This is a genomic window from Ectothiorhodospira sp. PHS-1 (genome assembly GCF_000225005.1).
Classification (GTDB): domain Bacteria; phylum Pseudomonadota; class Gammaproteobacteria; order Ectothiorhodospirales; family Ectothiorhodospiraceae; genus Ectothiorhodospira.
The window spans coordinates 23,789-46,779 of the sequence record NZ_AGBG01000020.1; the positions used below are offsets into that span (position 1 = coordinate 23,789).

A 22,991-nucleotide genomic window follows, 5' to 3' on the forward strand; every position below is an offset into this window, starting at 1 on the left:
CATGAGTCATGCTTCCCCTGTCGTCTTTCCGGCCCATCGGCTGGAAGTGGAAGGCCTCGTCGTTGAACGAGGTGAACGCCTGTTGATCCGGGATCTGGGGTTTGCCCTGGCGGGGGGTGAGCTGTTGCAGGTGGCCGGCCGCAACGGTGCCGGCAAGACCAGCCTGCTACGCATCCTGTGTGGACTGTCCCGTCCCCTGGAAGGCCGTGTCTGCTGGGATGGTGTCCCGGTTCAGCATCAGGAAGAGGGGCCCACGGCCCACCTGGCCTACCTTGGACACGCCAACGCCCTCAAGGACGAATTGTCCGGCGAGGAGAACCTGCGCATCCAGTCGGCGCTGCAGGGGCGCGGGGTGGGAAGGGACGAGGCCTGGGAAGTGCTCGGACGCATGGGCCTTGGCGGGCATGAGGATCTGCCGGTGAAATTCCTTTCCCAGGGGCAGAAGCGCCGGGTGGCCCTGGCGCGCCTGTTGCTGGTGCGTCGTCCGCTGTGGATCCTGGACGAACCCTTTGCCGCCCTGGACGTGCAGGTCATCGAGGTGCTGCGCTCGGCCCTGGAGGCCCATCTGGCCGCCAACGGCATGATCATCCTGACCACCCATCAGGCTGTGCCCATTGAGGGTCGGCAGCGTACCCTGACCCTGGGGAAAGCGGCATGAACGGTCTGGCAACCGCTCTGATCACCCTGCTCCGGCGTGACCTCATCCTGGCCCTGCGCCGGCGCCAGGACGCCCTGGTGGTGCTGGGCTTCTTCGTCGTCGTGGTGTCCCTGTTTCCCCTCGGCGTCGGCCCGGACCCTCAGCTTTTGCGCAGCATGGCCCCCGGCGTGCTGTGGGTGTCGGCCCTGCTGGCCACCATGCTCTCCCTGGAACGGCTGTTTTCCGACGATTTTCGCGACGGCTCCCTGGAACAGATCCTGCTGTCGCCCCAGCCCCTGAGCCTGCTGGTGGGGAGCAAGATCCTGGCCCACTGGTTGATCACCGGCCTGCCCCTGGTGCTGATCTCCCCGCTGCTGGGCATGCAGCTTGGCTTGGACGGCACGGAAATCCTCATCCTGATGACGGCGCTGCTGCTGGGGACACCCATCCTCAGTCTGGTGGGTGCCATCGGCGCGGCCCTGACCCTGGGGCTGCGGGGTGGCGGTGTTCTGATTTCCCTGCTGATCCTGCCCCTGTACGTGCCCGCCCTGGTGCTGGGCGCCGGGGCGGTGGATGCGGTCATGTACGGATCCAGTGCCCAGGCCCATCTTTCCCTGATGGCCGCCTTGCTGATACTGACCCTGTTGCTGGCGCCCTGGGCCATTGCCGCGGCGCTGAGAATCATGCTGGATTGACGGAGGAATAACGTGGCTGAACAGCGCGTGCAGTGGTTCAAGTTCGCATCGCCACCCAATTTCTATGACCTGGCCGGGCGCCTGGCCCCCTGGTTCGGTGGGTTGGCGGCCATCCTGTTCGTGGTGGGTCTCTATATCGGTTTTATCCTGGCGCCGCCGGATTATCAGCAGGGTAACAGCTACCGGATCATGTTCATCCATGTGCCCACGGCCTGGATGTCCATGTTCCTCTACGTGCTGATGGCGGTGTACGCGGCCATCGGCCTGATCTGGCGGGTGAAGACCGCCGAGGTGATGGCCAAGGCCATTGCCCCCACCGGCGCGATGTTCGCCTTTCTGTGCCTGTGGTCGGGTGCTCTGTGGGGTAAGCCCACCTGGGGCACCTACTGGGTCTGGGACGCCCGCCTGACCTCGCAATTGATCCTGTTGTTCCTCTATCTGGGTTATATGGCCCTGCACGCGGCCATCGAGGACCGCCAGCGGGCGGCCAATGCCAGCGCCATCCTGGCCCTGGCGGGGGTGGTGAACGTGCCGATCATCTATTTCTCGGTGGTCTGGTGGAACACCCTGCATCAGGGTGCTTCGATCACTGTGACCAGTGCGCCGACCATGGAGACGGTGATGTTCGTCGCCCTGCTGGTCATGACCTTTGCCTGCTGGATGTATGCCATTGCGGTGGTGTTGTGGCGGGCGCGACTGGAATTGCTGGAGCGTGAGCGACGGGCCGCCTGGGTGCTGGAACGGACGGGAGAGAAGGCATGATCGAGTTTCTTGCCATGGGGGGGCACGCCCCCTATGTGTGGGGTTCCTACGGGGTGGCCCTGTTGGCAATGGTGGTCGAGATGGTGCTGCTCCGGCAGCGCCGCAAGGCGGTGAACCGGCGTCTGGCGCGTCTGGCGCGACTCAACGGGGAAGAGGGCGGCGCGACGTCGCCGGATGTCTGAGCAGGCGGGGCGGCGGGGGCCGTCTCCCGCCTGCCGCGCGCGGTATCACTGGGTGTAGCGGGGGGCCTTGAAGCGCAGGGCCTGCAATGCCGGGTCATGGCCATTATCGCCGTGACAGGTCAGGCAGGTGTAGCGCCCCCCCGCCATGATTTCGGTGTGCTCCCGGTAGAAATCCGGATCGTTTTCCCGGATGTAGTCACTCAGGTGGCAGGCACTGCAGTTTTCCGAGATCTTTTCCGGATGGGTCTGCGAGGGGGCGTCGTGATGAGGGTTCACCTGGCCGCTGAACATCAGGTAAACCTTGCGTGCGCCCTGGATCTTATCGGTGACGAAGCCCTTGGTGTGGCAGGCCAGGCAGTCCACCTGGGGGTGGCTGCCATGGTCCCAGGAAACCTTCTCATAGGCATGGCAGGTGATGCAGAAGTCGTTCTGGGTGGAGACGTGATGCCCGCCCACGCCGCCGGCGACGACCAGGCCCAGGGCCAGCAGGATGATCAGGGTAATCCAGAGTTTGCCCATGGCGACATGCTCCCGGCGAACGGTCTTGACTGGGGTCGAGGATGGGCCTGTTCGTGAAAAGGGTTTGCCGGCCTGTCCCCTGATACTGTGATCTCTTACAAAATGTAGCAAAATTGTACCGGCGTGGGGACGATGAAGTTGACCCAGCCCGGGAAAAGACCCACTTCCCGGCCTGTTTTCCACTTCGACAGGAACAGGGTCTGGTCACCCCATGCCGAAGGTCTCATGCTAATGTCAATCCAGACGCCCTAGCCGGGAACGCCATGGACATCACCCTGGGCCGCAAGGCGGTACTGATCATCGATGACTTCCAGAACATGCGGGCACAGCTGGTGCAGATGCTCGAGTCTCTGGGTGTTGAGCGCAAGCCCGATATGGCCGCATCCGCCGAGGAGGCTGTGGAGCACCTGCGTTCCCGGCGTTATGACATCGTCCTGTGCGACTACAACCTGGGCGAAGGGATGCACGGCCAGCAGATTCTCGATCTGGCCCGCCGCGAGGGGTGGGTGGACGTGGCCACCGTGTTCATCATGGTCACGGCGGAAAACTCCATGGAGATGGTCATGGGGGCCCTGGAAAGCGGGCCGGATGCCTATCTGGCCAAACCCATCAGCAAGGAACTGCTCCATGCACGTCTGCTCAAGGCCCTGCGGCGGCGCGCGCCCATGTTGCCCGTCGCGCAGGTGCTCAGGCAAGGGGATACCGGGCAAGCCCTGCAGCTGCTCGATACCATGCTCTCGGCCGGGCGCGGGGAGCGTGCCGACATCCTGCGCCTGAAGGCGGAGCTGGCCCTGAACATGGGGGCTCTGGACCTGGTTCAGGAGGTCTGTGAAATCGTCATCAGGGAGCGGCCGGTGGCCTGGGCCATCACTTCCCTGGGACAGGCGGCCATGGAGCGTGGTGAACTGCCTCGGGCAGAGACCCTGTTCCGGCAGGCGATTGTGGTGACACCGTATTTCATGGCGGCTCATGATCACCTGGCCGCCGTGCTGGAGTTGCAGGGCCGGTCCCGGGAGGCAATGGAAGTTCTGGAGGAGGCGGCAGGCAGATCCTCCCGCTCCCTGCCCCGTCAGCGGCGCTTGGGTTGGTTGGCCATGCAGCACGGAGAATGGGGTCTGGCGCGTGGCGCCCTGCGCCAGGTGATCGAACTGGGCAAGCCCTCCGGGACGGTGTGTGCCGAGGACTTCTTCAATCTCGTCTGTACCCTGCTGGAGATGGGCGAGTCGGCCAAGGCCGTCAATGTACTCGAAGATATGCAACAGTCGGTATCCGACCCCACGGTGCGTTGGTGGCTCCTGCTGGGGCGGCTTCGGATGGCCGCGGTGGATCAGGGGACCAGAGAGGCCGCCCTGGACGCCCTGGATGCCCTTATGCTTAAGGCGATACCCCCCATCGATATCCACCGGCAATTGATCGATGCCCTCGGCCGCCTGGGGGAAGTGACACGGGCGGAGCTGCTGCGTCAGCAGCTTCCAGACTGACGACGTAGAGCCCAGGAGGAGACTTGAGCAAGCTGGATTTCAGTACGGTGCTGGCCATCAGCATCCACGACATGAAAAACTCCCTCAACCTACTCCTGGGTTCCCTGGATGATTTGATGCGGAGGGAGGAGCAGCGTCCCTCGATGGATGCGGAGCGACTGGCGATGCTGCGTTACGAGGCTCGTCGCGTCAATGACACACTGATCCAGCTGCTGGCCTTGTATCGCAGTGTCAAGGGCCTGTATCAGCCCCGTTTCATGCCTGTGCCTATCCACGACCTGCTGGAAGAATACTGGCTCAACAACAAGGTTCTCATGGACCACCGCGGGGTGGAGTGTCTCGTCCACTGTGATCCGGATCTGATCTGGACCCTGGACCGCTATCTGGTGAACAGTCTGCTGGAAAACGTGGTCAACAATACAGTGCGCTATACGCGTCACAGGATCTGCATGTCCGCCCGTGCGGAGGGTGACTGGCTGTTGGTGCAGGTGACCGATGACGGTCCGGGTTTTCCCAGTGCCATGCTGGGGCGCCAGGCCATCCGGGAAGGTGCCGAATTGGACCCTCAGCGGGGCCGTACCGGCCTGGGGCTTTATTTCTGTGCCCTTGTTGCCGACATGCACGGCGGCAATGGCGAGCGTGGATACGTCGAACTGTCCAACGGGGGGGAACTGGGGGGCGGCTGTTTCACCCTGCAGCTTCCCAGGCTGTCGTCCCACTGAAGTACCCCTGACCCTGGAGTGTCCAGCCATGTCTGATGACGATTTCATCAACAAGCTCTCGGAACTGGCCAGCTTTGTGGAATCCACTCGTTCTCTGGAAGCGGGACTGGAGCATCTCACCACCCTGGTGGCCCACGCCATGGCCTGCCGGCATTGTTCCATCATGCTGGTGTCTGACGAGGGCAACAGCACCGAACCCCATCTGCGGGTGGAGGCCCATTCCGGCGGCCTGCCGGCGGAGGTGAGGGATCATCGTCAGCCGCTGGGATCGGGAATCGCCGGTCAGGTGGCCGGTACCGGCAAGCCCCTGCTGATCCTGGATCTGCACCGCTCCGTCTATGCCGGTCTGGCCCGGCGGGAAGAACCGGGAACGGTGGATGTGATCTCGGTCCCCATTCGTCTGGAGGCGCAGGTGATCGGCGTGATCAACGTGGACAGCCCGCTGGATCGGTCTCGCTTGAGCATGACGGATCTGCGTCTGGCCACCATCCTGGCGCTGGTGGTTTCCAAGTCGGTGCAGATTCATCGCCTCAAGGGGCTGCTCAAGACCAACTTCATGCAGCTTGCCCTGGCGCGGGAGGCCCAGCGTCAGGATGGCGCCATCACCCAGGATCCGGCCCGGGTCGCCCGCCTCATGGCCCATACCCTGTATGACGAGATGATCCAGGCGGGTTTTGCCCGGGATCATGTCCTGATGGTGGCCACCGAGATCCTGTCCCAGGTCCACGATGCCCTGAGTCATCGCTGACTCTCCATCATTCCCGCGCAAGCGGGAATCCAGTCGCGGGCCGGCATTCCGGACTCCCGCTTTCGCGGGAGTGACGGCAGGAGTGTGATTCGATGCCTCTCTGAACCGGGCGATATCCGTCCTGCTTCCCTTGTGGACATGGCCTGTGTGTCCCCTCCGTGGGAGCGGCCCTCGGCCACGAAGGGGGGAAGCCCCCCGCCAGTCCCGCAGAGAGTACAATCCCCCCTTTTGTCGCCACAGGAATCTTCATGTTCAAGAATGCTCGCCTGTTCCGTCTCCAGGATGCCCTGGGCCAGGATGCCATGGCCCTGGAGCAGCAGCTCTCCACTCGCCGTTTCCAGCCTTGCGGCCCCCTGACACTGTCCACCATGGGCTGGTCCGAGCCCTTGGGCGGCGAGACGCAGGCCCTGGTCCATGAGGCCGCCGGCTGCCTGCTGATCTGCGCCAAGCGTCAGGAACGCCTGTTGCCCGCGTCGGTGGTGGCGGAGGTGCTGGAAGAGCGGGTCTCGGACATCGAGACCGCCGAGGGTCGCACGGTGGGTCGCGCGGAGCGCCGTCAGCTCAAGGAAGCGGTGACGGCCGAACTGCTGCCCCAGTCCTTCACCCGTTCACGACGCATCCTGGCCTATGTGGACACGGTGGCCCACTGGGTGGTGGTGGATGCCGCCAGCGAGCGCATGGCCGAGGATCTGGTGAGCCTGCTGCGGGAGACCCTGGGCACATTGCCTGCCAGTCTGCTGCGTCCCTCGGTGCCGCCGCCGACCCTGATGACCCGCTGGGTTTCCGAAGGTCGCGGCGAGCAGGGCTTCGAGCTGGGGGATGCCTGCGAACTCAGGGATCCCAAGGACAAGCAGTCGGTGGTGCGTTGTCGTGGCCAGGACCTGGCCGGTGACGAGATCGCCACCCATTTGCAGGCCGGCAAACAGGTGACCCAGCTGGCCCTGGAGTGGGAGCAGCGTCTGAGCCTGGTGTTGGCGGAAGATCTGTCCCTCAAGCGTCTGCGCCTGACCGATGAGCTGATCGAGGACAGCGGCGTGCTGGAGGCCGATGACCCGGCCGCCCGGTTCGATGCCGAGTTCACCCTGCTCATCCACGAGATGCGAGGGTTGCTGGCGCGTCTGGACGGACTGTTCGGGCTCTCCGGCTCGGACAGCGCCGAAGTGCCCTGGTGACGGAGCCGGGTATCCGTGGGAGCCTGCCTGCCGGCGAATGAGATGCCGGCAGGCTTTCCGGTGATTAGAACGTGTACTCCACGTTGGCCCGCAGGAAGTGGGCGTCGGAAGTCCCGGACGGGTAGTAGTCCCCCGTATCCAGATACTCCGCCCACAGGTGGGCCCGGAGGCTGGGACTCAGGTTGATGCCCAGCACGGCGGTGAACAGATCCCCCCGGTGGTCGCCGTCACCGCTGCCGTCCTTCTCGTCCGCGTACAGACGGTGGGCGCGCAGCTTCAGGGAGGTGTTGCCGGACGGGTTCAGGTCCAGGCCGATGAAGGGGGCCTTGAGGTTGGTCCAGCCGGCGATGCTGAATTGGGTGCCCACATAGGAGTAGACATACAGCTCGCTGAACTGGGGCCAGCGGGAGAACACCGGATACCAGGCTTCGTTGTCGCCGGTGTCTGCCTCATTGCCGGACAGATAGTAATAGCCGGCGGTGAAGGCCGGGCGAGTCTGGCCCCAGATTGCCGGCCGCAGGGTCACCGAGGCATCCAGCAGCCGACCCTTGAGGTTGGCATCGCCATGGCTGCCGTCCTGGGCCGCCAGCTCCAGGCTGGCCGAGATCGGGCCGCTCCGGGGCATGAGGCGGGCGCCCAGGGTATGGAAATCCGCATCGGATCTGCCGCCGACCGCCATGCCGGAGCCCAGTTCTTCCTTGTAGATCCAGTAGTACTCGAACGGCATGGCTTCGGACTGGCTGTTCTTGCCATAGAAGCCCAGGGCACGCTCATTGTGTTCGATCAATCTCAGGCCGGACTTGCTGTTGATGGTGAGTGGGTCCTGCTTCGAGTTGTAGATTGCCAGCAGGTCCAGCGTATGGCCTTCGTTCACCGTCAGGCCGGCCTTGACGGCATTGAAGAACAGGGAGCGGGAACCATCCAGGGGCGTGCCGTTGAGGATGATGTTGCCGGTGCCGTAGATCAGCTCCTGGCGGCCGATGCGCAGATCCAGCAGACCGCCTGCCAGGTTGTTGAAGTCCATGTACAGCAGGTCGGGCACCACTTCGCTGAGGAATTTCTGATCATCATTCTGTTCCCGCTCGTAGATGCGGAATTCGTTCATCAGCCGCCCGCGGAAGGCGATATCCTGGTTGAACTGGTAACCGGCCCAGAGGCGGGTGCGGGTACGATTGAAGAGCAGGTCGTACTGGAAGCCGGCCGCGGTGGGAATGCTGTCCAGGTCGGTGACCCGGACCCGCAGGTCCCCACCCCAGTCCCATCCGGCCTGCGCACTGCCCATCCCCATGAGCAGTGCCAGCGCGCCGGCCGATAACGTGGTCTTTTTCAGCATGACTCCCCCTGACAGGTTTTTGTGTATGACGGTTTAACCCCTGGAAAAGGAGGATTATCCCGTCTTTGCCGGTGGATGTCCTGAAAAAATCACCCTTGCGTCACGGCGTCATCGGCGGTCGGCAGCGGGATCTTGTTGCCCTCGTTGTCCAGGCGCACGAAGGTGATGCAGGTGGAAAAGATGGGTTCTTCCGTGCCGCCTTCCAGGTCATCGCAAAAGACGCTCACGGCGTACTGCACCGAGGTGTTGCCCCGTTTGTGCTCACGGGAGTTGAAGCGCAGCACCGCGCCCTGATGCACCCCGCGGTGGAACTCCACCCCGTTCATGGCCACGGTGACGAAACGGCAGCCGGGGTGGTCGCGACTGGCGGCAATCCAGGCGATCTCATCCACCCACTTGAGCAGGAAGCCGCCGAAGAGATAGCCGTAGTGATTCAGGTGTTCGGGTCTTACCAGTTTGAAGGTATCCAAGGGTCACTGTTCCTAAAAACCTAAACAAAGTTGCTCATGGTGGTTTTTCGGTCATTCGCTCTCCGTTGATAGCACCCGGTTTGATCCGGGCGAGCAACTGGAGTCCTGGTTGAGCAGTCCCAACCGGAGGCGCTCAGTCCGTGCTTGCAAGATCGCCTTCACCGTTCGATGCGGCGTGAACCGCTCGATGTCCGGGTCGGACAATCTTGCCAGCACGTTTTGCGCAGCATTCTGGTCCGCCTGCAACACAACCCCGTCGAAACAGTGAAACCGATCCCCTTGGCGTTTACCCAACAGGCAGCCGTTACGGGAATCCATTTGCGATGTGTAGGCAGGATTGACCAGAACGACCGCAGAACCTCTGCGGCTCGAAACGCTATCAAGCGCTTCGGCAATGACACCTTTCGTCCAGGCTGCAAGCCTGCGATTGATGTTCTTGCCGAAGGACTTGCCCGCCATCGGGGCTGTGAGGTCTTCCGCCGCAATCACGGCGGCTTTATCGACAACGGCGTGAACCGATTGAAAAACGATGTCGCGAACCTGCGCATGGGTTTTACCCATCTGCCGATTGAGCTTTTTGCGCCCGAGGTTAAATTGGTGAATATGCTCACGCTTACGCGGGTTGCGCGTGTTGTTGGCCAGCGCGCGCAGTTTGGCGCGACGCTGGTATTTGATCTTGAGCCGGTCGGATTGCTCGGTCAGCACCTGGCCGAGTTCCTGACCGTGGTGGTCGCCGTCGGAGTCCACCAGGACTTCGGAGTAGCCTTTATCGACGCCGATGGTGCGCTCGCCGCAGTCCTTTTTGGACTCGACTTCAACGGCGTAGTGGACTTCGATGCGGTCATCATCAGTGATGATGATCCGCAGCATGCCAGTGGGCGCGATAGTCGTATTGAGCGGGATAGCGATACGCTGGCCTTTGACGAGGCCGGGAATCTTGATCCAGGCGCGCCCGCCAAGGTGAAAGGTGGTGTAGTTGTCCGACCGGACGATGATCTGGTTGTGGGTGTGGTTGTGCCCGCGCGCCCAAGTCCGGCGCATGATCCGGCGCAGATAAGCGTCGCTCGTCCAGTCGTTGGCCCTGAGCGCGGTGAACAGGCGCTTTTGCTCGGTCTTGTCTTGGGTGTGGTGCCAGATGCAGCGGCGCGCCTTGACCTTGGCGGCTTCCATGCAAGCGGTGATGTCGCCCTTGGCATCGCGCAGAGTCTCTTTCCAGGCATTGGCCGAGACAGGAAAAACGCGCTTGTCCTTCAGCCATTGGTCACGAATCTGGCGATCCGACACGCCCACACCTCCGATAGACCCAAACCGCTGCCAGACCTCGGAGCGCACCTGCCCAAGCCTGCGCGCTTGCTCGCGTAAGGCAGCGACCTTGCCCGGGTTCGGGCGCTTGGCATGCAGAATCCGCGTGACCTTCATTCGCAGGCGTCCTTGGGCGCATGGATCGACACGTCAGGAAAATCCTCCTTGATCTGTTGTTTGTACTTGCCCATTCCATACAGCCGGCAACTGAAGGTATGCACAATCGCCAGCAAATCCTCGACCATCTCTTGCTCGGGGGAGAGGGAGTCCTGATTGACCACCACAATTTCGCAGCCGTTTTCCTCGGCGATGTGCGCAAACAGATCAAACCCAAAGCGCATCAGACGGTCTTTGTGGGCGATCAGCAACAGGCGCACTTCCCCGCGCTGAATCCGATCGACCAGGCCGAGAAAACGCTTGCGCTTGAAGTTCAGCCCCCCGCCGATCTCATGAACCCACTCATCCACCGCGATCCCCGCGCTCAGGCAGTAGGTTTCCAGTGCTTTGACCTGGGAGGCAAGATCGGCTTTTTGCCCAGCGCTGGAGACCCGGCAATACACCACCACATCGCGCGTCTTGGGTGCCCCGCCCAGCATCAGGCGAACATCCGACTCATCGAAATACCGATGCCCAGAGGGCAAGCGCTTGGCCTGCAACTTCCCCTCCCGCTCCCAACGCCGCACGGTCTGTACTGACCGCCCAATGCGCTTGGCAAACTCACCTATGCTGTATCTGCTACTCATAATGAGTAATTATGGATTGCTTTGATAATAAATCAAGCAACTGTTAATTTCTCCTTGTGGAATCCGGTGGGGGGGGCCTCAGCCCAGCAGACGCCAGCCCAGCCAGACCAGGGAAAAGCTCAGCAGGAAGATCAGCCCTGTCCAGGCCAGGGCCAGCAGGCCCCGGCCCGGCTGGGCGGATACCGGGACGTGCTCGTGGGTGACCACCCGCAGGGTGAGCCAGGCCAGGATGGGGGCCGAGAGGAAGGAAACGGTGGTGGCAAAGTCGATGAATTGGGTAAAGCGTGCCCCGGCAAAGTAGATCATGATCAGGGCACCGCCCAGGACGGTGATCAGGGCCAGCAGATAGGGGCCGCGCCGGTGTTCCTCGGGACCGGGAGTGCGACCCCGGTCGCCGGCCCGGGCGGCGTCGAACAGGGCGGTGATGACCCGGGGATAGGCATCCGTCACCGCCAGGGTGGTGCTGAACATGGCGGTCAGTGCCGCCACGGCGATGATGGGGCGGCTCCATTCACCCAGGGTGCCCGCATAAAGGTCCACCAACTGGGCGGAAAAGCCCACCGCGGAATTGGCAAAGCCCACGCCGCTGGCGTGCATGGTCAGGGCGCCCAGCAGCAGGAATGCCGCGGCCATCAGGGTGGCGGCGACATAGCCGATGCGAAAGTCCGTCAGTGCATGGCGCAGACTGGGGCGGGTCCGGGTTTCCCGGGCCCGTTCCAGGGTCCAGAGGGAGTGCCAGGCGGCCACGTCCAGGGGGATGGGCATCCATCCCAGCAGGGCCAGCAGGAAGGCAAAGCCGGCCGCGCTCCAGATCAGCCCCGCGTCCTGCCAGCCGGAGAGCCGGGCCCAATCCGGCTCTCCGCCGAAGGCCAGCGCCACGGTGGCCAGGGTGGACACGGTCAGGGCTGCCATGATGAGCTTCATGCCCAGGTCCACCCCCCGGTAATTGCCGATGGCCAGCAGCAGCAGGCAGGTCCCCATGATCCACGCCGACAGGGTGGCCGGCGAGGCATCCAGCCCGAACACCAGACCGAACAGGCCCGCCGTGACCACGGTGACCACGGCCTGGATGATGAACATGGTCCCCAGGGTGACCAGGGCGAACAGGCCCAGGGCCCAGCGCCCGAGCCGGCGGTAGCCCACCAGCAGGTTCTCTCCGGTGGCGGCGGCGTAGCGGGGGCCGAACTCGATGAAGGGATACTTGAGCAGACAGGCCAGCAGCACCACCGGCAGCAGCAACAGGCCGAATTCGGCACCGGCCCGAGTGGACTGTACCAGGTGGGAGACACCGATGGCCGCGCCGGCCATGAGCAGGCCGGGGCCGATGGCATGGCGCAGGGTGCTGCTGCGAAGCTCATTCATCAGGGGGGTACCTCAATGACTCAGCAATCCGGGCAGGGCAGGCTGTTGCCCAGCAGGACCAGTACCGGGCCGTCATCTCCGGCGGGTTGATGGGGGAAGCAGTGCAGTTCCGGATGGACCTGTTGCAGCCAGGCGCGGATGGCTTCGAACTCCTCCAGGCCGCCGCTGTGGCCGCGATAGATCATCAGGCTGATGATCCCGTCCGGCCCCAGCACGGCGCGAGCCGCCTCCAGGGCGGCCAGGCTCGTCTCCGGCCGGGTGATGATGCCATGATCCCCCCCAGGCAGGTAGCCCAGGTTGAAAGTCACCGCCCTGATCCGGCCTCGGGCCTGATCGGGCAGGTGGCGCTCCAGGTGCTGGTGTCCGTCCCGGATCAGGGTGACCCGTTCCGCCACGCCGGCGGCTTCCAGGCGCTTGCGGGTGGCGTCCAGCGCGGCGGTCTGGATGTCGAAGGCCCAGACATGACCGGCATCACCCACCGTCCGGGCCAGGAACAGGGTGTCATGTCCATTGCCGGCGGTGGCGTCCACCGCCAGATCGCCGGGCTTGAGGATCTCGGCCAGCTGCTCGTGGGCAAGGTGGGTGAGGGGCTTGGGGCGCGGCTGCATGTGTCAGGTCCTTCTGGTGAGGGGTTCAAGGCGTACCGTGGTTTTCACAGGCCCGCAGCATGGTCTGCAGGGAGTCCGGGTCTGCCAGGCGGTGATCCGAGCCGACCGTGATCAGGGTGACGACCGCGGGCCGGCTGTTGTCGACCAGATACCGGGAATCGGTGAAGGGGATGACCTCGTCCGCCGGGGAATGGAGGATGAGGGTTCCCGCCTTCACCCGGTCGGCCGTACCCCAGAGTCGCCAGGCCGGGCAGAGCAGCACCAGCGGGATCCGGTGGCTGTTCAGGGCCATGGCCACGGCGCCGCCGCGGGAGGAACCGACGATGACCTGGGGACGATGGATCTCCAGGGCGGATTGCGCCGTGTCGACGGCGGCCTCGAAGTCGTCGTCGTCCAGCAACGGGTTGATGACTTCGTGACCCCGTGACAGCAGGTATGACGGCTTGAGCCCGCCGGGTCTGGACTGCCAGCCGTGGAGAAAGAGGATCTTCATCGGGTCGAATCCGTGCAGGGGACATGCATGTTGACCGGCCCGCGCCCGTGTCCCAGGCCGGGTGCGCTCTGGATGGCCCGGTGGATGAAGGACTTGGCTTGCCGGACGGCGCTTTCCACGTCCTTGCCCAGGGCCAGGCCGGCGGTGACGGCGGCGGCAAAGACGCAGCCGGTGCCGTGGGTGTGGGGCGTGTCTTGATGGACGGCGGGTAGTCGGGTGACCTGGCCGTTGCTGAACAGGATGTCCGTGGCGGCATCGACCAGGGCGCCGCCGGTGATGACCACATGGGCCGCTCCCAGATCGGCCAGGGCCGCGGCGGCCTTGATCATGGTGGTTTCGGAATCCACCGTCAGGCCGGTCAGGGCGGCGGCTTCGTGCAGGTTGGGCGTGACCACGTCGGCCAGCGGGAGCAGCCGTCGGCACAGGGCCTGGCGGGCGGCATCATCCACCAGCGGAGCGCCATGCTTGCTGACCATGACAGGGTCCAGCACCAGGGGAAGACCCGCTGCGTCGGGCCGTGACAGGCGTTCGACCACGGTCTCCACCATGGCGGCACTGCCCAGGGCGCCGATCTTGACGGCCTTGGGCGGGATGTCCTCCAGCACCGCGTCGATCTGCCGCAGGACGAAGGCGGGGTCAATGCCCTGCACGCCGGTGACACCCCGGGTGTTCTGCGCGGTCAGCAGGGTCACCACGCTCATGCCGTAGAGCCCGAACTGGTGGAAGGTCTTGAGATCCGCCTGCAGTCCCGCGCCCCCGGAAGGGTCGGAACCGGCGATGGTGAGGGCAGGCGCTTGCATGATGGTCACTCCTGGTCCGCCCGAGGCAGGTATGGGGGGCCGGACCTGTTTACGTGGACGGTGGCCCGGGAATATCTTGCGGAATGACGCATCGGCGGGGGATGCGCCGGGAAGACCCGCGCCCCTTGAGGCGCGGGTGGTCGGGACGATCAGAGACCGGCCGCGGCCTTGAGGGCGTCCGCCTTGTCGGTGCGTTCCCAGGGCAGGTCCACGTCCTCGCGGCCGAAATGACCGTAGGCCGCCGTCTGCCGGTAGATGGGACGCAGCAGGTCCAGCATGCTGATGATGCCCCAGGGGCGCAGGTCGAAATGCTCGCGCACTAGGTCGACGATCTGCTGGTTGGAAATCTTGCCGGTGCCGAAGGTGTCGACGCTGATGGAGGTGGGGCGGGCCACGCCGATGGCGTAGGAGACCTGGATCTCGCAGCGCTCCGCCAGGCCGGCGGCGACGATGTTCTTGGCCACGTAGCGGCCGGCATAGGCGGCGGAGCGGTCCACCTTGGAGGGGTCCTTGCCGGAGAAGGCGCCGCCGCCGTGACGGGCCATGCCACCGTAGGTGTCGACGATGATCTTGCGCCCGGTCAGGCCGCAGTCGCCCACGGGGCCGCCGATGACGAACTTGCCGGTGGGGTTGATGTGGATGTTCTCGTCACGGCAGGTGGCCAGCCATTCGGCGGGCAGCACCGGCTTGATGATGCAGTCCATCACCGCTTCGCGCAGGGCCTTCTGATCGATTTCCGGGGCGTGCTGGGTGGACAGCACCACGGCGTCGATGCCCACTGGCTTGCCGCCTTCATAGCGGAAGGTGACCTGGCTTTTGGCGTCGGGGCGCAGCCAGGCCAGTTCACCGGACTTGCGCACGTGGGCCTGACGGCGCACCAGTTCGTGGGCGTAGTGGATGGGGGCGGGCATCAGCGCGCTGGTTTCGTTGCTGGCATAGCCGAACATCAGGCCCTGGTCGCCGGCGCCCTGTTCCAGACGGTTGCTGACGTCGCGATCCACCCCCTGTGCGATGTCGGGGGACTGCTTGCCCAGGGCGTTGATGACGGCGCAGGTGTGACCATCGAAGCCGGTGTCGCAGTTGTCGTAGCCGATGTCGTTGACCACGTCGCGGACCAGGTTCTCGTAATCCACGTGCACCGGGGTGGTGATCTCGCCGGCCAGCACTACCATGCCGGTCTTCACCAGGGTTTCACAGGCGATGCGGGCGTGGGGGTCTTCCGCCAGGATGGCGTCCACGATGGCATCGGAGATCTGGTCGGCCATCTTGTCCGGATGACCCTCGGACACGGATTCGGAAGTAAACAGATGGGAATCTTTCATGTTTTTCAGCTACTCCGGCTCTCGGGTGCCCGCCTGGCGGCCCACCCACGGATTGATGATGGTGATCCGCGCCGGATTTTACCCTGAATGCAGTGCTTGTGGTGCGTCGAGCCGGCTTGAGAAATCTCATTATTTATATATTTCGCCTTTCTTTATTCGATTTATCGTTGTATCTGAATGATTTATGGGGCAGTGCAGCAAAAAGCCCTTCGTTTCGCTCGGGCTTGCGACAAGCCCCCCTGTCAGGGAAAATGCAGGCCGATAACGCTGTGGTCAATGCATATTCCATGTGGTATTCATGACCGGCATGATATGCCCGGGGTTGACTCAACTTGCTGCCCCCTAAGACTTTTTCAGCGACCAGTTTGAGGTGTGCCGCGTCTTTCCCAGTCGTCCGAATAACCAGAACACCGCCAAACGGTGTCAGCGCGGCAGACCATGAAGACCCTTATTTCCACCCTTGTCAGGAGATCTGCATGCCTTCCCGCAAAGAGCTAGCCAATGCTATTCGTGCGCTTTCCATGGACGCGGTCCAGAAGGCCAATTCCGGTCATCCCGGTGCGCCCATGGGCATGGCCGACATCGCCGAAGTGCTCTGGAATGATTATCTCAAGCACAATCCGGCCAATCCCCAGTGGGCGGACCGTGATCGCTTCGTGATGTCCAATGGTCATGGTTCCATGCTGGTGTATTCCCTCCTGCATCTGAGTGGCTACGACCTGCCCATCGAAGAGCTCAAGCAGTTCCGGCAGTTCCATTCCCGTACCCCCGGCCACCCGGAATACGGCTACACCCCCGGTGTCGAGACCACCACCGGTCCCCTGGGCCAGGGCATCACCAACGCGGTGGGCATGGCTATCGCCGAAAAGGCCCTGGCGGCCCACTTCAACCGCCCCGGCCATGAAGTGGTGGATCATTACACCTATGCCTTTCTGGGCGACGGCTGCCTGATGGAGGGCATCTCCCACGAGGCCTGCTCCCTGGCCGGCACCCTGGGTCTAGGCAAGCTGGTGGCCTTCTACGACGACAACGGCATCTCCATCGACGGCGAGGTGGAAGGCTGGTTCACCGACGACACCCCCAAGCGTTTCGAGGCCTACGGCTGGCATGTGGTGCCGGGGGTGGATGGTCACGATGCCGAGGCGGTGAAGCAGGCCATCGAGCAGGCCCGGGCAGTGAAGGATCGTCCCACCCTGATCTGCTGCAAGACCATCATCGGTTTTGGCTCCCCCAACAAGCAGGGCAAGGAAGAGTGCCATGGCGCGCCCCTGGGCCAGGACGAGATCGCGCTGGTGCGCGAGACCCTTGGCTGGTCCCACGAACCCTTCGTGATCCCGGACGAGATCCGCGCCGGCTGGAATGCCCGTGACAAGGGGGCCCAGGCCGAAAGCGCCTGGCAGGCCCGCTTTGCCGAATATGCCGAGGCCCACCCGGAACTGGCCGCCGAATTCACCCGCCGCATGAGCGGCGAACTGCCCGCCGACTGGGCGCAGAAGGCCCAGGCCTTCATCGAGGAGACCGTGGCCAAGGCCGAGACCATCGCCAGCCGCAAGGCCTCCCAGAACGCCATCGGCGGCTATGCCCCGGCCCTGCCGGAACTGCTGGGCGGCTCCGCCGACCTGGCCGGTTCCAACCTCACCCTGTGGAAGGGCTCCAAGGGCATCAGCAAGGAGGACGGCGACGGCAACTACCTGTTCTACGGGGTGCGGGAGTTCGGCATGGCCGCCATCATGAACGGGATCGCTCTGCACGGCGGCTTCATCCCTTACGGCGGCACCTTCCTGATCTTCAGCGACTATGCCCGTAACGGCCTGCGCATGTCTGCCCTGATGAAGCAACGGGTGATCTACGTGATGACTCATGATTCCATCGGTCTGGGTGAAGACGGCCCCACCCACCAGCCGGTGGAGCAGGTCACCAGCCTGCGGCTGATTCCCAACATGCATGTCTGGCGTCCCTGCGACGCGGTGGAGACCGCCATGGCCTGGAAAGCGGGCATCGAGCGCACCGACGGCCCCAGTCTGCTGAGCCTGTCCCGCCAGAACCTTCCCCACCAGACCCGTACCCAGGCCCAGTTGGCCGACATCGCCCGGGGCGGCTATGTGCTGCACGATGCCGGCGGTCAGCCGGATGCCATCATCCTGGCCACCGGCTCGGAGGTGGGGATTGCCATGGAGGCGGCCAAGGCGCTGGAATCCAGGGGCAAGCGTGTCCGGGTAGTGTCCATGCCCTGCCAGGAAGTGTTCGATGCCCAGGATGCGGACTACCGAGAATCCGTGCTGCCCGGCGCCGTGCGCGCCCGCGTGGCCGTGGAGGCCGGCGTGACTGTCGGCTGGCTCAAATATGTGGGTCTGGATGGTCGCGTGGTGGGCATGGACCGCTTCGGCGAATCCGCCCCCGGCGGCGAGTTGATGAAACATTTCGGCTTCACGGCGGACAATGTGATCAGTGCGGTGGAAGCCGTACTGGGCTGAATCCTTGCCCGATATTGAATTTTTCAAAGCAAAAGCTGGAGACAACAAACGATGACAATCAAAGTCGGTATCAACGGTTTCGGCCGCATCGGTCGCATGGTTTTCCGGGCCATTTCCAAGGAATTCCCGGAACTGGAAGTGGTGGCCATCAACGATCTGCTGGATCCGGAATACCTGGCCTACATGCTGCGCTATGACTCCGTTCACGGCCGCTTCGACGGCGAAGTCTCCGTGGAAGGCAACCACATGGTGGTCAACGGCAAGAAGATCCGCCTGACCGCCGAGCGCGACCCCGCCAACCTCAAGTGGAACGAGGCCGGCGCCGAACTGGTGATCGAATCCACCGGCTTCTTCCTCACCGAGGAAACCTGCCAGAAGCATATCGACGCCGGTGCCAAAAAGGTCATCCAGAGCGCCCCGTCCAAGGATGCCACCCCCATGTTCGTGTACGGCGTGAACCACAAGGAATACGCCGGTCAGGCCATCATCTCCGCCGCCTCCTGCACCACCAACGCCCTGGCGCCGGTGGCCAAGGTGCTCAACGACAACTTCGGCATCAAGCGCGGCCTGATGAGCACCGTCCACGCCGCCACCGCCACCCAGAAGACCGTGGACGGCCCCTCCCAGAAGGACTGGCGCGGTGGCCGCGGCATCCTGGAGAACATCATTCCGTCCTCCACCGGCGCCGCCAAGGCCGTGGGCAAGGTGCTGCCCGCCCTGAACGGCAAGCTCACCGGCATGGCCTTCCGCGTGCCCACCTCCGACGTCTCCGTGGTGGACCTGACCGTGGAACTGGAAAAGGGTGCCTCTTACGAGACCATCTGCCAGACCATGAAGTCCGCCGCTACCAGCGGTGACCTGCAGGGCGTGCTGGGCTACACCGACGAGAAAGTGGTGGCCACGGACTTCCGCGGCGTGAACCTGCCGTCCATCTTCGACGCCGAAGCCGGCATTCAGTTGGACGAGACCTTCGTCAAGGTGGTGGCCTGGTACGACAACGAGTACGGCTACACCTGCAACATGCTGCGTCTGGCGCGGCAAGTGGGCGGCCAGTAACCGGTCAACTCTCACCCCAGCCCATCTCCCCCGGGGGGAGATGGGCCAGGGATGAAGGGAGAGAAAACCAGAGTTTTCCGGCAAGTTTTGGTTTGCCAGAACACTTTGCAAGTCCCCCAGAACAACAATCCGAAAACCATCCAAGGAGTTGCGCATGTCCGTCATCAAGATGACCGATCTGGACCTGAAGGGTCAGCGGGTGCTGATCCGCGAGGATCTCAACGTCCCCGTGAAGGACGGCAAGGTCACCTCGGATGCCCGCATCCGCGCCAGCCTGCCCACCATTGAGCACGCCATGAAGGCCGGCGCCCGGGTCATGCTGATGTCCCACCTGGGCCGCCCGGAGGAAGGCGTGTTCAGCGAGGCCGACTCCCTGGCACCGGTGGCCGCCCATCTCTCCGGTCTGCTGGGCAAGGAAGTGCGCCTGGTACGCGATTACCTGAACGGGGTGGAGGTGGCCGAGGGCGAGGTGGTGTTACTGGAGAACGTCCGCTTCAACAAGGGCGAAAAAAAGGACGACGAAGCCTTGTCCAGGCAATACGCCGCCCTCTGCGACATCTACGTGATGGACGCCTTCGGCACTGCCCACCGGGCCCAGGCCTCCACCCACGGTGCCGGCAAGTTCGCCCCGGTGGCCTGTGCCGGCCCCCTGCTGGCGGCGGAACTGGAAGCCCTGGGCAAGGCCCTGGACAATCCGAAGCGCCCGCTGGTGGCTATCGTCGGCGGTTCCAAGGTGTCCACCAAGCTGACCGTGCTCGAATCCCTGTCCAAGGTGGTGGATCAGCTCATCGTCGGTGGCGGCATCGCCAACACCTTCATCGCCGCCCAGGGTCACGGAGTGGGCAAATCCCTGTGTGAAAACGACCTGATCCCCGAGGCAAAGCGCCTGATGGAAGCGGCACGGGCCAAGGGCGGTGATATTCCCGTTCCCACCGACGTCACCGTGGGCAAGGCGTTCTCCGAATCCACCCCGGCCACCACCTGCGGTGTCGCGGAGGTGGCCGATGACGACATGATCTTCGACGTGGGGCCGGACACCGCCGCCGGCTATGCCGAACTGCTGAAGAAGGCCGGCACCATCGTCTGGAACGGCCCCGTGGGCGTGTTCGAGTTCGACCAGTTTGCCGCCGGCACCCAGGCCATGGGCGAGGCCATCGCCGCCAGCGACGCCTTCTCCATCGCTGGCGGCGGCGACACCCTGGCCGCCATCGACAAGTACGGTCTGGCGGACCGCATTTCCTATATCTCCACCGGCGGAGGTGCCTTCCTGGAGTTCCTGGAAGGCAAGACCCTGCCCGCCGTCGCCATGCTGGAGGCCCGGGCCAAGGGCTGAGCGATCATCACCCACCATCTTCGGTACCTACCGAGCAAGGACAAGGCCTGACATGCGTAGAACCAAGATCGTAGCAACCCTGGGACCGGCCACGGACAGCCCGTCCGCCATGCGCGCGCTGGTGAAGGCCGGCGTGGACGTGGTGCGCATCAACTTTTCCCACGGCGATCCGGACGATCACCGCAAGCGGGTGGCCCTGTTGCGGGAGACCGCCCGGGAAGCTTCCCGCATCGTCGCCGTGCTGGGGGATTTGCAAGGCCCGAAGATCCGCACCGCCCGCTTTGCCTCGGGCAGCGTGGAACTGAAGGAAGGCGATGACTTCACGCTGGATGCGGACCTGGACTCCAATGCCGGCAACCGGGAGCGGGTGGGCATCACTTACAAGGAACTGCCCGGCGACGTCAGCCCCGGCGACAGCCTGCTGCTGGATGACGGTCGCCTGGTGCTGACGGTGGAACGGGTGGACGGGCCGCGGATCCATACCCGCGTGGCCGTGGGCGGCACCCTGTCCAACAACAAGGGCATCAACCGTCAGGGGGGCGGCCTGTCCGCCCCCGCCATCACCGACAAGGACCGGGCGGACATCCGCCTGGCCGCCGAGCTGGACGTGGACTTTCTGGCCATCTCCTTTCCCCGTAGCGCCGCCGACGTCAATCGCGCCCGGGAACTGTTGCGGGAGGCTGGCGGGCAGGGAGGGATCTGCGCCAAGATCGAACGGGCCGAGGCGGTGGACGCCATCGACGAGATCCTCACCGCCACCGATGTGATCATGATTGCCCGTGGCGACCTGGGGGTGGAGATCGGGGACGCGGAACTGCCGGGGGTGCAAAAGCGCCTGATTCATCAGGCCCGCGTCCGCAACCGGGTGGTGATCACCGCCACCCAGATGATGGAGTCCATGATCCAGAACCCCATCCCCACCCGGGCCGAGGTGTTCGACGTGGCCAACGCGGTGCTGGACGGCACCGACGCGGTCATGCTCTCTGGTGAGACGGCCACCGGCAATTATCCTCACAAGGCGGTGGAGGCCATGGGGCGGATCTGCGAGGCAGCGGAGCGCCAGCGCAGTGCCCGGGTATCCACCCATCGCATGGACAGCTACTTTGAACGGGTGGACGAAGCCATTGCCATGGCCACCATGTACACCGCCAACCACCTGGATGTGCGCGCCATCGCCGCCATGACCGAATCCGGCTCCACCGCCCAGTGGATGTCCCGCATCAGTTCCGGCATCCCCATCTTCGCCATGACCCGTCACGAAAGCACTTGCCGCCGGATGGCCCTGTACCGGGGGGTCTATCCGGTTCTGTTCGAGAGCGACAATACCAGTCACGCAGCCAACAACCGTCAGGTGGTGGCCATGCTGCAGGAGTCCGGTGTTGTCAGGGATGGCGATCTGGTCATCATCACCAAGGGAGATCTCACCGGCGTCATGGGCGGCACCAACGCCATGAAGATCGTCCAGGTGGGGGCGTTGCAGGACTTTGCCCCATAGGCGCGCCCTTGATTCTCGAACCCATAACGACAACGATACCGAACCGCATCGCGATTCGAAGACCACAACCCACAGGAGGTCCCTCATGGCCCTGATTTCTCTGAGACAGTTGCTGGACCATGCCGCCGAGCACGGTTACGGCATGCCCGCCTTCAACGCCAACAACATGGAGCAGGTGCACGCGGTCATGCAGGCCGCCGACGAGGTGGATGCCCCGGTGATCATCCAGGCCTCCGCCGGCGCCCGCAAATATGCCGGCGAGCCCTTCCTGCGGCATCTCATCATTGCCGCGGCGGAACAGTATCCCCACATCCCCATTGTGTTGCACCAGGACCACGGTAGCGAACCGGCGGTATGCCTGTCCTCCATCCAGTCCGGTTTCACCTCGGTGATGATGGATGGCTCCCTGATGGCCGACATGAAGACGCCTTCCACCTATGAGTACAACGTGGAAGTGACCCGCCAGGTGACCGAGATGGCCCACTGGCTGGGCGTGTCCGTGGAAGGTGAGCTGGGCTGCCTGGGTTCTCTGGAGACCGGCATGGCCGGCGAGGAAGACGGTTCCGGCGCCGAAGGCCAGCTGTCCCATGACCAGCTGCTCACCGACCCGGACGAGGCCGCCGACTTCGTCAAGAAGACCGGAGTGGATGCCCTGGCCATTGCCATCGGCACCAGCCACGGCGCCTACAAGTTCACCCGTCCGCCCACCGGCGACATCCTGGCCATCAAGCGCATCAAGGAGATCCATGCCCGCATCCCCAACACCCATCTGGTGATGCACGGCTCTTCTTCCGTGCCCCAGGACTGGCTCAAGATCATCAACGAGCACGGCGGCGACATGGGCGAGACCTACGGCGTGCCGGTGGAAGAGATTCAGGAAGGCATCAAGCACGGCGTGCGCAAGGTGAACATCGATACCGACCTGCGCATGGCCTCCACCGGTGCCATTCGCAAGTTCCTGGCGGAAAACCCCAAGGAATTCGATCCCCGCAAGTTCCTCAAGGTCTCCACCGCCGCCATGAAGGACATCTGCAAGGCCCGCTACGAGGCCTTCGGCTGCGCCGGCATGGCCTCCCGGATCAAGCCCGTGAGCCTGGAAGCCATGGTCAAGCGCTACAAGTCCGGCGAGCTGGCGCCCAAAGTGCAGTAAGGTAAACGCCAACACGCCCCTCTCCCCTTGCGGGAGAGGGGTTGGGGTGAGGGGGCGCGGTTCTGCTAAAGTGCTCACAACCGGCACACCACCCCCTCCCTCTCCCATGCATGCACACAATCCCCGTCTCCT

The 22,991-nt window shown here is 64.0% G+C and carries 23 protein-coding genes; 13 read left to right on the plus strand and 10 right to left on the minus strand.

Translation table 11 applies throughout. The features are described from left to right. Position 1 precedes the first annotated feature (1 nt). The 4 genes from ccmA to ccmD are packed head-to-tail and all read left to right on the plus strand — an operon-like array spanning position 2 to position 2,276. Positions 2-658, plus strand: coding sequence for a cytochrome c biogenesis heme-transporting ATPase CcmA (ccmA, locus tag ECTPHS_RS09400; protein WP_008932501.1), 657 nt, complete (start codon positions 2-4; stop codon positions 656-658). Next, on the plus strand, positions 655-1,332 hold the full coding sequence (gene ccmB / locus ECTPHS_RS09405) for a heme exporter protein CcmB (protein WP_008932502.1): 678 nt from the start codon (positions 655-657) through the stop codon (positions 1,330-1,332). The genes ccmA and ccmB overlap by 4 nt, the downstream gene beginning before the upstream one ends. Positions 1,333-1,344: 12 nt before the next feature. Next, positions 1,345-2,094: a heme ABC transporter permease CcmC gene (ccmC, locus tag ECTPHS_RS09410; RefSeq protein WP_008932503.1), complete on the plus strand. Its 750-nt coding sequence runs from the start codon at positions 1,345-1,347 to the stop codon at positions 2,092-2,094. Beyond that, positions 2,091-2,276: a heme exporter protein CcmD gene (gene ccmD, locus ECTPHS_RS09415; RefSeq protein WP_008932504.1), complete on the plus strand. Its 186-nt coding sequence runs from the start codon at positions 2,091-2,093 to the stop codon at positions 2,274-2,276. The genes ccmC and ccmD overlap by 4 nt, the downstream gene beginning before the upstream one ends. Before the next feature lie 45 nt (positions 2,277-2,321). On the opposite strand, the gene ECTPHS_RS09420 is transcribed toward ccmD, so the two are convergent. Further along, positions 2,322-2,795 carry a NapC/NirT family cytochrome c gene (locus tag ECTPHS_RS09420; RefSeq protein WP_008932505.1) on the minus strand — a complete coding sequence of 158 codons (474 nt, stop codon included), beginning with the start codon at positions 2,793-2,795 and terminating at the stop codon, positions 2,322-2,324. 263 nt (positions 2,796-3,058) lie between these two features. Between ECTPHS_RS09420 and ECTPHS_RS09425 the strand changes: the two genes are divergently transcribed. The 4 genes from ECTPHS_RS09425 (at position 3,059) to ECTPHS_RS09440 (ending at position 6,918) form a co-directional block, all read left to right on the plus strand. Further along, positions 3,059-4,276 carry a response regulator gene (locus tag ECTPHS_RS09425; RefSeq protein WP_008932506.1) on the plus strand — a complete coding sequence of 406 codons (1,218 nt, stop codon included), beginning with the start codon at positions 3,059-3,061 and terminating at the stop codon, positions 4,274-4,276. Positions 4,277-4,299: 23 nt separating this feature from the next. After that, on the plus strand, positions 4,300-4,998 hold the full coding sequence (locus ECTPHS_RS09430; RefSeq protein ID WP_008932507.1) for a sensor histidine kinase KdpD: 699 nt from the start codon (positions 4,300-4,302) through the stop codon (positions 4,996-4,998). Positions 4,999-5,026: 28 nt separating this feature from the next. Further along, complete coding sequence (locus ECTPHS_RS09435) at positions 5,027-5,746, plus strand: GAF domain-containing protein (protein ID WP_008932508.1); 720 nt, start codon at positions 5,027-5,029, stop codon at positions 5,744-5,746. Positions 5,747-5,994: 248 nt separating this feature from the next. Beyond that, positions 5,995-6,918 carry a recombination-associated protein RdgC gene (locus ECTPHS_RS09440; protein ID WP_008932509.1) on the plus strand — a complete coding sequence of 308 codons (924 nt, stop codon included), beginning with the start codon at positions 5,995-5,997 and terminating at the stop codon, positions 6,916-6,918. A gap of 64 nt (positions 6,919-6,982) precedes the next feature. Here ECTPHS_RS09440 and ECTPHS_RS09445 read toward each other — a convergent pair whose 3' ends face one another. From ECTPHS_RS09445 to metK, 9 genes are all read right to left on the minus strand, one after another. Further along, positions 6,983-8,251 (minus strand): alginate export family protein, encoded by a 1,269-nt coding sequence (locus ECTPHS_RS09445; RefSeq protein WP_008932510.1) that lies wholly within the window; start codon positions 8,249-8,251, stop codon positions 6,983-6,985. 89 nt (positions 8,252-8,340) lie between these two features. Beyond that, positions 8,341-8,721, minus strand: a complete 381-nt coding sequence (locus ECTPHS_RS09450) for an acyl-CoA thioesterase (RefSeq protein ID WP_008932511.1) — start codon at positions 8,719-8,721, stop codon at positions 8,341-8,343. Positions 8,722-8,772: 51 nt separating this feature from the next. Beyond that, the gene (locus ECTPHS_RS09455; protein WP_008932512.1) at positions 8,773-10,140 is read right to left on the minus strand and encodes an RNA-guided endonuclease TnpB family protein; all 1,368 of its coding nucleotides are present in this window, start codon (positions 10,138-10,140) and stop codon (positions 8,773-8,775) included. Continuing rightward, entirely contained in the window at positions 10,137-10,766 is a 630-nt protein-coding gene (locus ECTPHS_RS09460) for an IS607 family transposase (RefSeq protein WP_040405704.1), read from the minus strand. Before ECTPHS_RS09460 ends, ECTPHS_RS09455 begins: the two co-directional genes overlap by 4 nt. 78 nt (positions 10,767-10,844) lie before the next feature. Beyond that, positions 10,845-12,128 carry an NRAMP family divalent metal transporter gene (locus ECTPHS_RS09465; protein ID WP_008932514.1) on the minus strand — a complete coding sequence of 428 codons (1,284 nt, stop codon included), beginning with the start codon at positions 12,126-12,128 and terminating at the stop codon, positions 10,845-10,847. 20 nt (positions 12,129-12,148) lie between these two features. After that, positions 12,149-12,736 carry a class I SAM-dependent methyltransferase gene (locus ECTPHS_RS09470; RefSeq protein ID WP_008932515.1) on the minus strand — a complete coding sequence of 196 codons (588 nt, stop codon included), beginning with the start codon at positions 12,734-12,736 and terminating at the stop codon, positions 12,149-12,151. Between the two features lie 25 nt (positions 12,737-12,761). Then, on the minus strand, positions 12,762-13,229 hold the full coding sequence (locus ECTPHS_RS09475; protein WP_008932516.1) for an alpha/beta hydrolase: 468 nt from the start codon (positions 13,227-13,229) through the stop codon (positions 12,762-12,764). Beyond that, positions 13,226-14,029, minus strand: a complete 804-nt coding sequence (thiD, locus tag ECTPHS_RS09480) for a bifunctional hydroxymethylpyrimidine kinase/phosphomethylpyrimidine kinase (protein ID WP_008932517.1) — start codon at positions 14,027-14,029, stop codon at positions 13,226-13,228. The genes ECTPHS_RS09475 and thiD overlap by 4 nt, the downstream gene beginning before the upstream one ends. Before the next feature lie 149 nt (positions 14,030-14,178). Further along, entirely contained in the window at positions 14,179-15,351 is a 1,173-nt protein-coding gene (gene metK / locus ECTPHS_RS09485) for a methionine adenosyltransferase (RefSeq protein ID WP_008932518.1), read from the minus strand. Between the two features lie 476 nt (positions 15,352-15,827). Between metK and tkt the strand changes: the two genes are divergently transcribed. The 5 genes from tkt to fba all read left to right on the plus strand — a co-directional run bounded on the left by tkt (position 15,828) and on the right by fba (position 22,859). After that, complete coding sequence (tkt, locus tag ECTPHS_RS09490; RefSeq protein ID WP_008932519.1) at positions 15,828-17,825, plus strand: transketolase; 1,998 nt, start codon at positions 15,828-15,830, stop codon at positions 17,823-17,825. A gap of 51 nt (positions 17,826-17,876) precedes the next feature. Further along, a complete protein-coding gene (gene gap, locus ECTPHS_RS09495; RefSeq protein WP_008932520.1) occupies positions 17,877-18,881 on the plus strand; it encodes a type I glyceraldehyde-3-phosphate dehydrogenase in 1,005 nt (334 codons plus the stop codon). Between the two features lie 154 nt (positions 18,882-19,035). Next, positions 19,036-20,214, plus strand: a complete 1,179-nt coding sequence (locus tag ECTPHS_RS09500) for a phosphoglycerate kinase (RefSeq protein ID WP_008932521.1) — start codon at positions 19,036-19,038, stop codon at positions 20,212-20,214. Between the two features lie 52 nt (positions 20,215-20,266). Beyond that, complete coding sequence (gene pyk, locus ECTPHS_RS09505) at positions 20,267-21,709, plus strand: pyruvate kinase (protein ID WP_008932522.1); 1,443 nt, start codon at positions 20,267-20,269, stop codon at positions 21,707-21,709. An 85-nt stretch (positions 21,710-21,794) separates the two neighbouring features. Next, entirely contained in the window at positions 21,795-22,859 is a 1,065-nt protein-coding gene (gene fba / locus ECTPHS_RS09510; RefSeq protein WP_008932523.1) for a class II fructose-bisphosphate aldolase, read from the plus strand. Positions 22,860-22,991: the final 132 nt, after the last annotated feature.

Excerpts from the sequence above, each read along its gene's own strand:
- ccmA (WP_008932501.1), top strand. The coding sequence starts at position 2 with ATGAGTCATGCTTCCCCTGTCGTCTTTCCGGCCCATCGGCTGGAAGTG.
- ccmB (WP_008932502.1), top strand. The coding sequence starts at position 655 with ATGAACGGTCTGGCAACCGCTCTGATCACCCTGCTCCGGCGTGACCTC.
- ccmD (WP_008932504.1), top strand. The coding sequence starts at position 2,091 with ATGATCGAGTTTCTTGCCATGGGGGGGCACGCCCCCTATGTGTGGGGT.
- ECTPHS_RS09420 (WP_008932505.1), bottom strand. The coding sequence starts at position 2,795 with ATGGGCAAACTCTGGATTACCCTGATCATCCTGCTGGCCCTGGGCCTG.
- ECTPHS_RS09425 (WP_008932506.1), top strand. The coding sequence starts at position 3,059 with ATGGACATCACCCTGGGCCGCAAGGCGGTACTGATCATCGATGACTTC.
- ECTPHS_RS09435 (WP_008932508.1), top strand. The coding sequence starts at position 5,027 with ATGTCTGATGACGATTTCATCAACAAGCTCTCGGAACTGGCCAGCTTT.
- ECTPHS_RS09440 (WP_008932509.1), top strand. The coding sequence starts at position 5,995 with ATGTTCAAGAATGCTCGCCTGTTCCGTCTCCAGGATGCCCTGGGCCAG.
- ECTPHS_RS09445 (WP_008932510.1), bottom strand. The coding sequence starts at position 8,251 with ATGCTGAAAAAGACCACGTTATCGGCCGGCGCGCTGGCACTGCTCATG.
- ECTPHS_RS09455 (WP_008932512.1), bottom strand. The coding sequence starts at position 10,140 with ATGAAGGTCACGCGGATTCTGCATGCCAAGCGCCCGAACCCGGGCAAG.
- ECTPHS_RS09460 (WP_040405704.1), bottom strand. The coding sequence starts at position 10,766 with ATGAGTAGCAGATACAGCATAGGTGAGTTTGCCAAGCGCATTGGGCGG.
- ECTPHS_RS09465 (WP_008932514.1), bottom strand. The coding sequence starts at position 12,128 with ATGAATGAGCTTCGCAGCAGCACCCTGCGCCATGCCATCGGCCCCGGC.
- ECTPHS_RS09470 (WP_008932515.1), bottom strand. The coding sequence starts at position 12,736 with ATGCAGCCGCGCCCCAAGCCCCTCACCCACCTTGCCCACGAGCAGCTG.
- ECTPHS_RS09475 (WP_008932516.1), bottom strand. The coding sequence starts at position 13,229 with ATGAAGATCCTCTTTCTCCACGGCTGGCAGTCCAGACCCGGCGGGCTC.
- thiD (WP_008932517.1), bottom strand. The coding sequence starts at position 14,029 with ATGCAAGCGCCTGCCCTCACCATCGCCGGTTCCGACCCTTCCGGGGGC.
- metK (WP_008932518.1), bottom strand. The coding sequence starts at position 15,351 with ATGAAAGATTCCCATCTGTTTACTTCCGAATCCGTGTCCGAGGGTCAT.
- tkt (WP_008932519.1), top strand. The coding sequence starts at position 15,828 with ATGCCTTCCCGCAAAGAGCTAGCCAATGCTATTCGTGCGCTTTCCATG.
- gap (WP_008932520.1), top strand. The coding sequence starts at position 17,877 with ATGACAATCAAAGTCGGTATCAACGGTTTCGGCCGCATCGGTCGCATG.
- ECTPHS_RS09500 (WP_008932521.1), top strand. The coding sequence starts at position 19,036 with ATGTCCGTCATCAAGATGACCGATCTGGACCTGAAGGGTCAGCGGGTG.
- pyk (WP_008932522.1), top strand. The coding sequence starts at position 20,267 with ATGCGTAGAACCAAGATCGTAGCAACCCTGGGACCGGCCACGGACAGC.
- fba (WP_008932523.1), top strand. The coding sequence starts at position 21,795 with ATGGCCCTGATTTCTCTGAGACAGTTGCTGGACCATGCCGCCGAGCAC.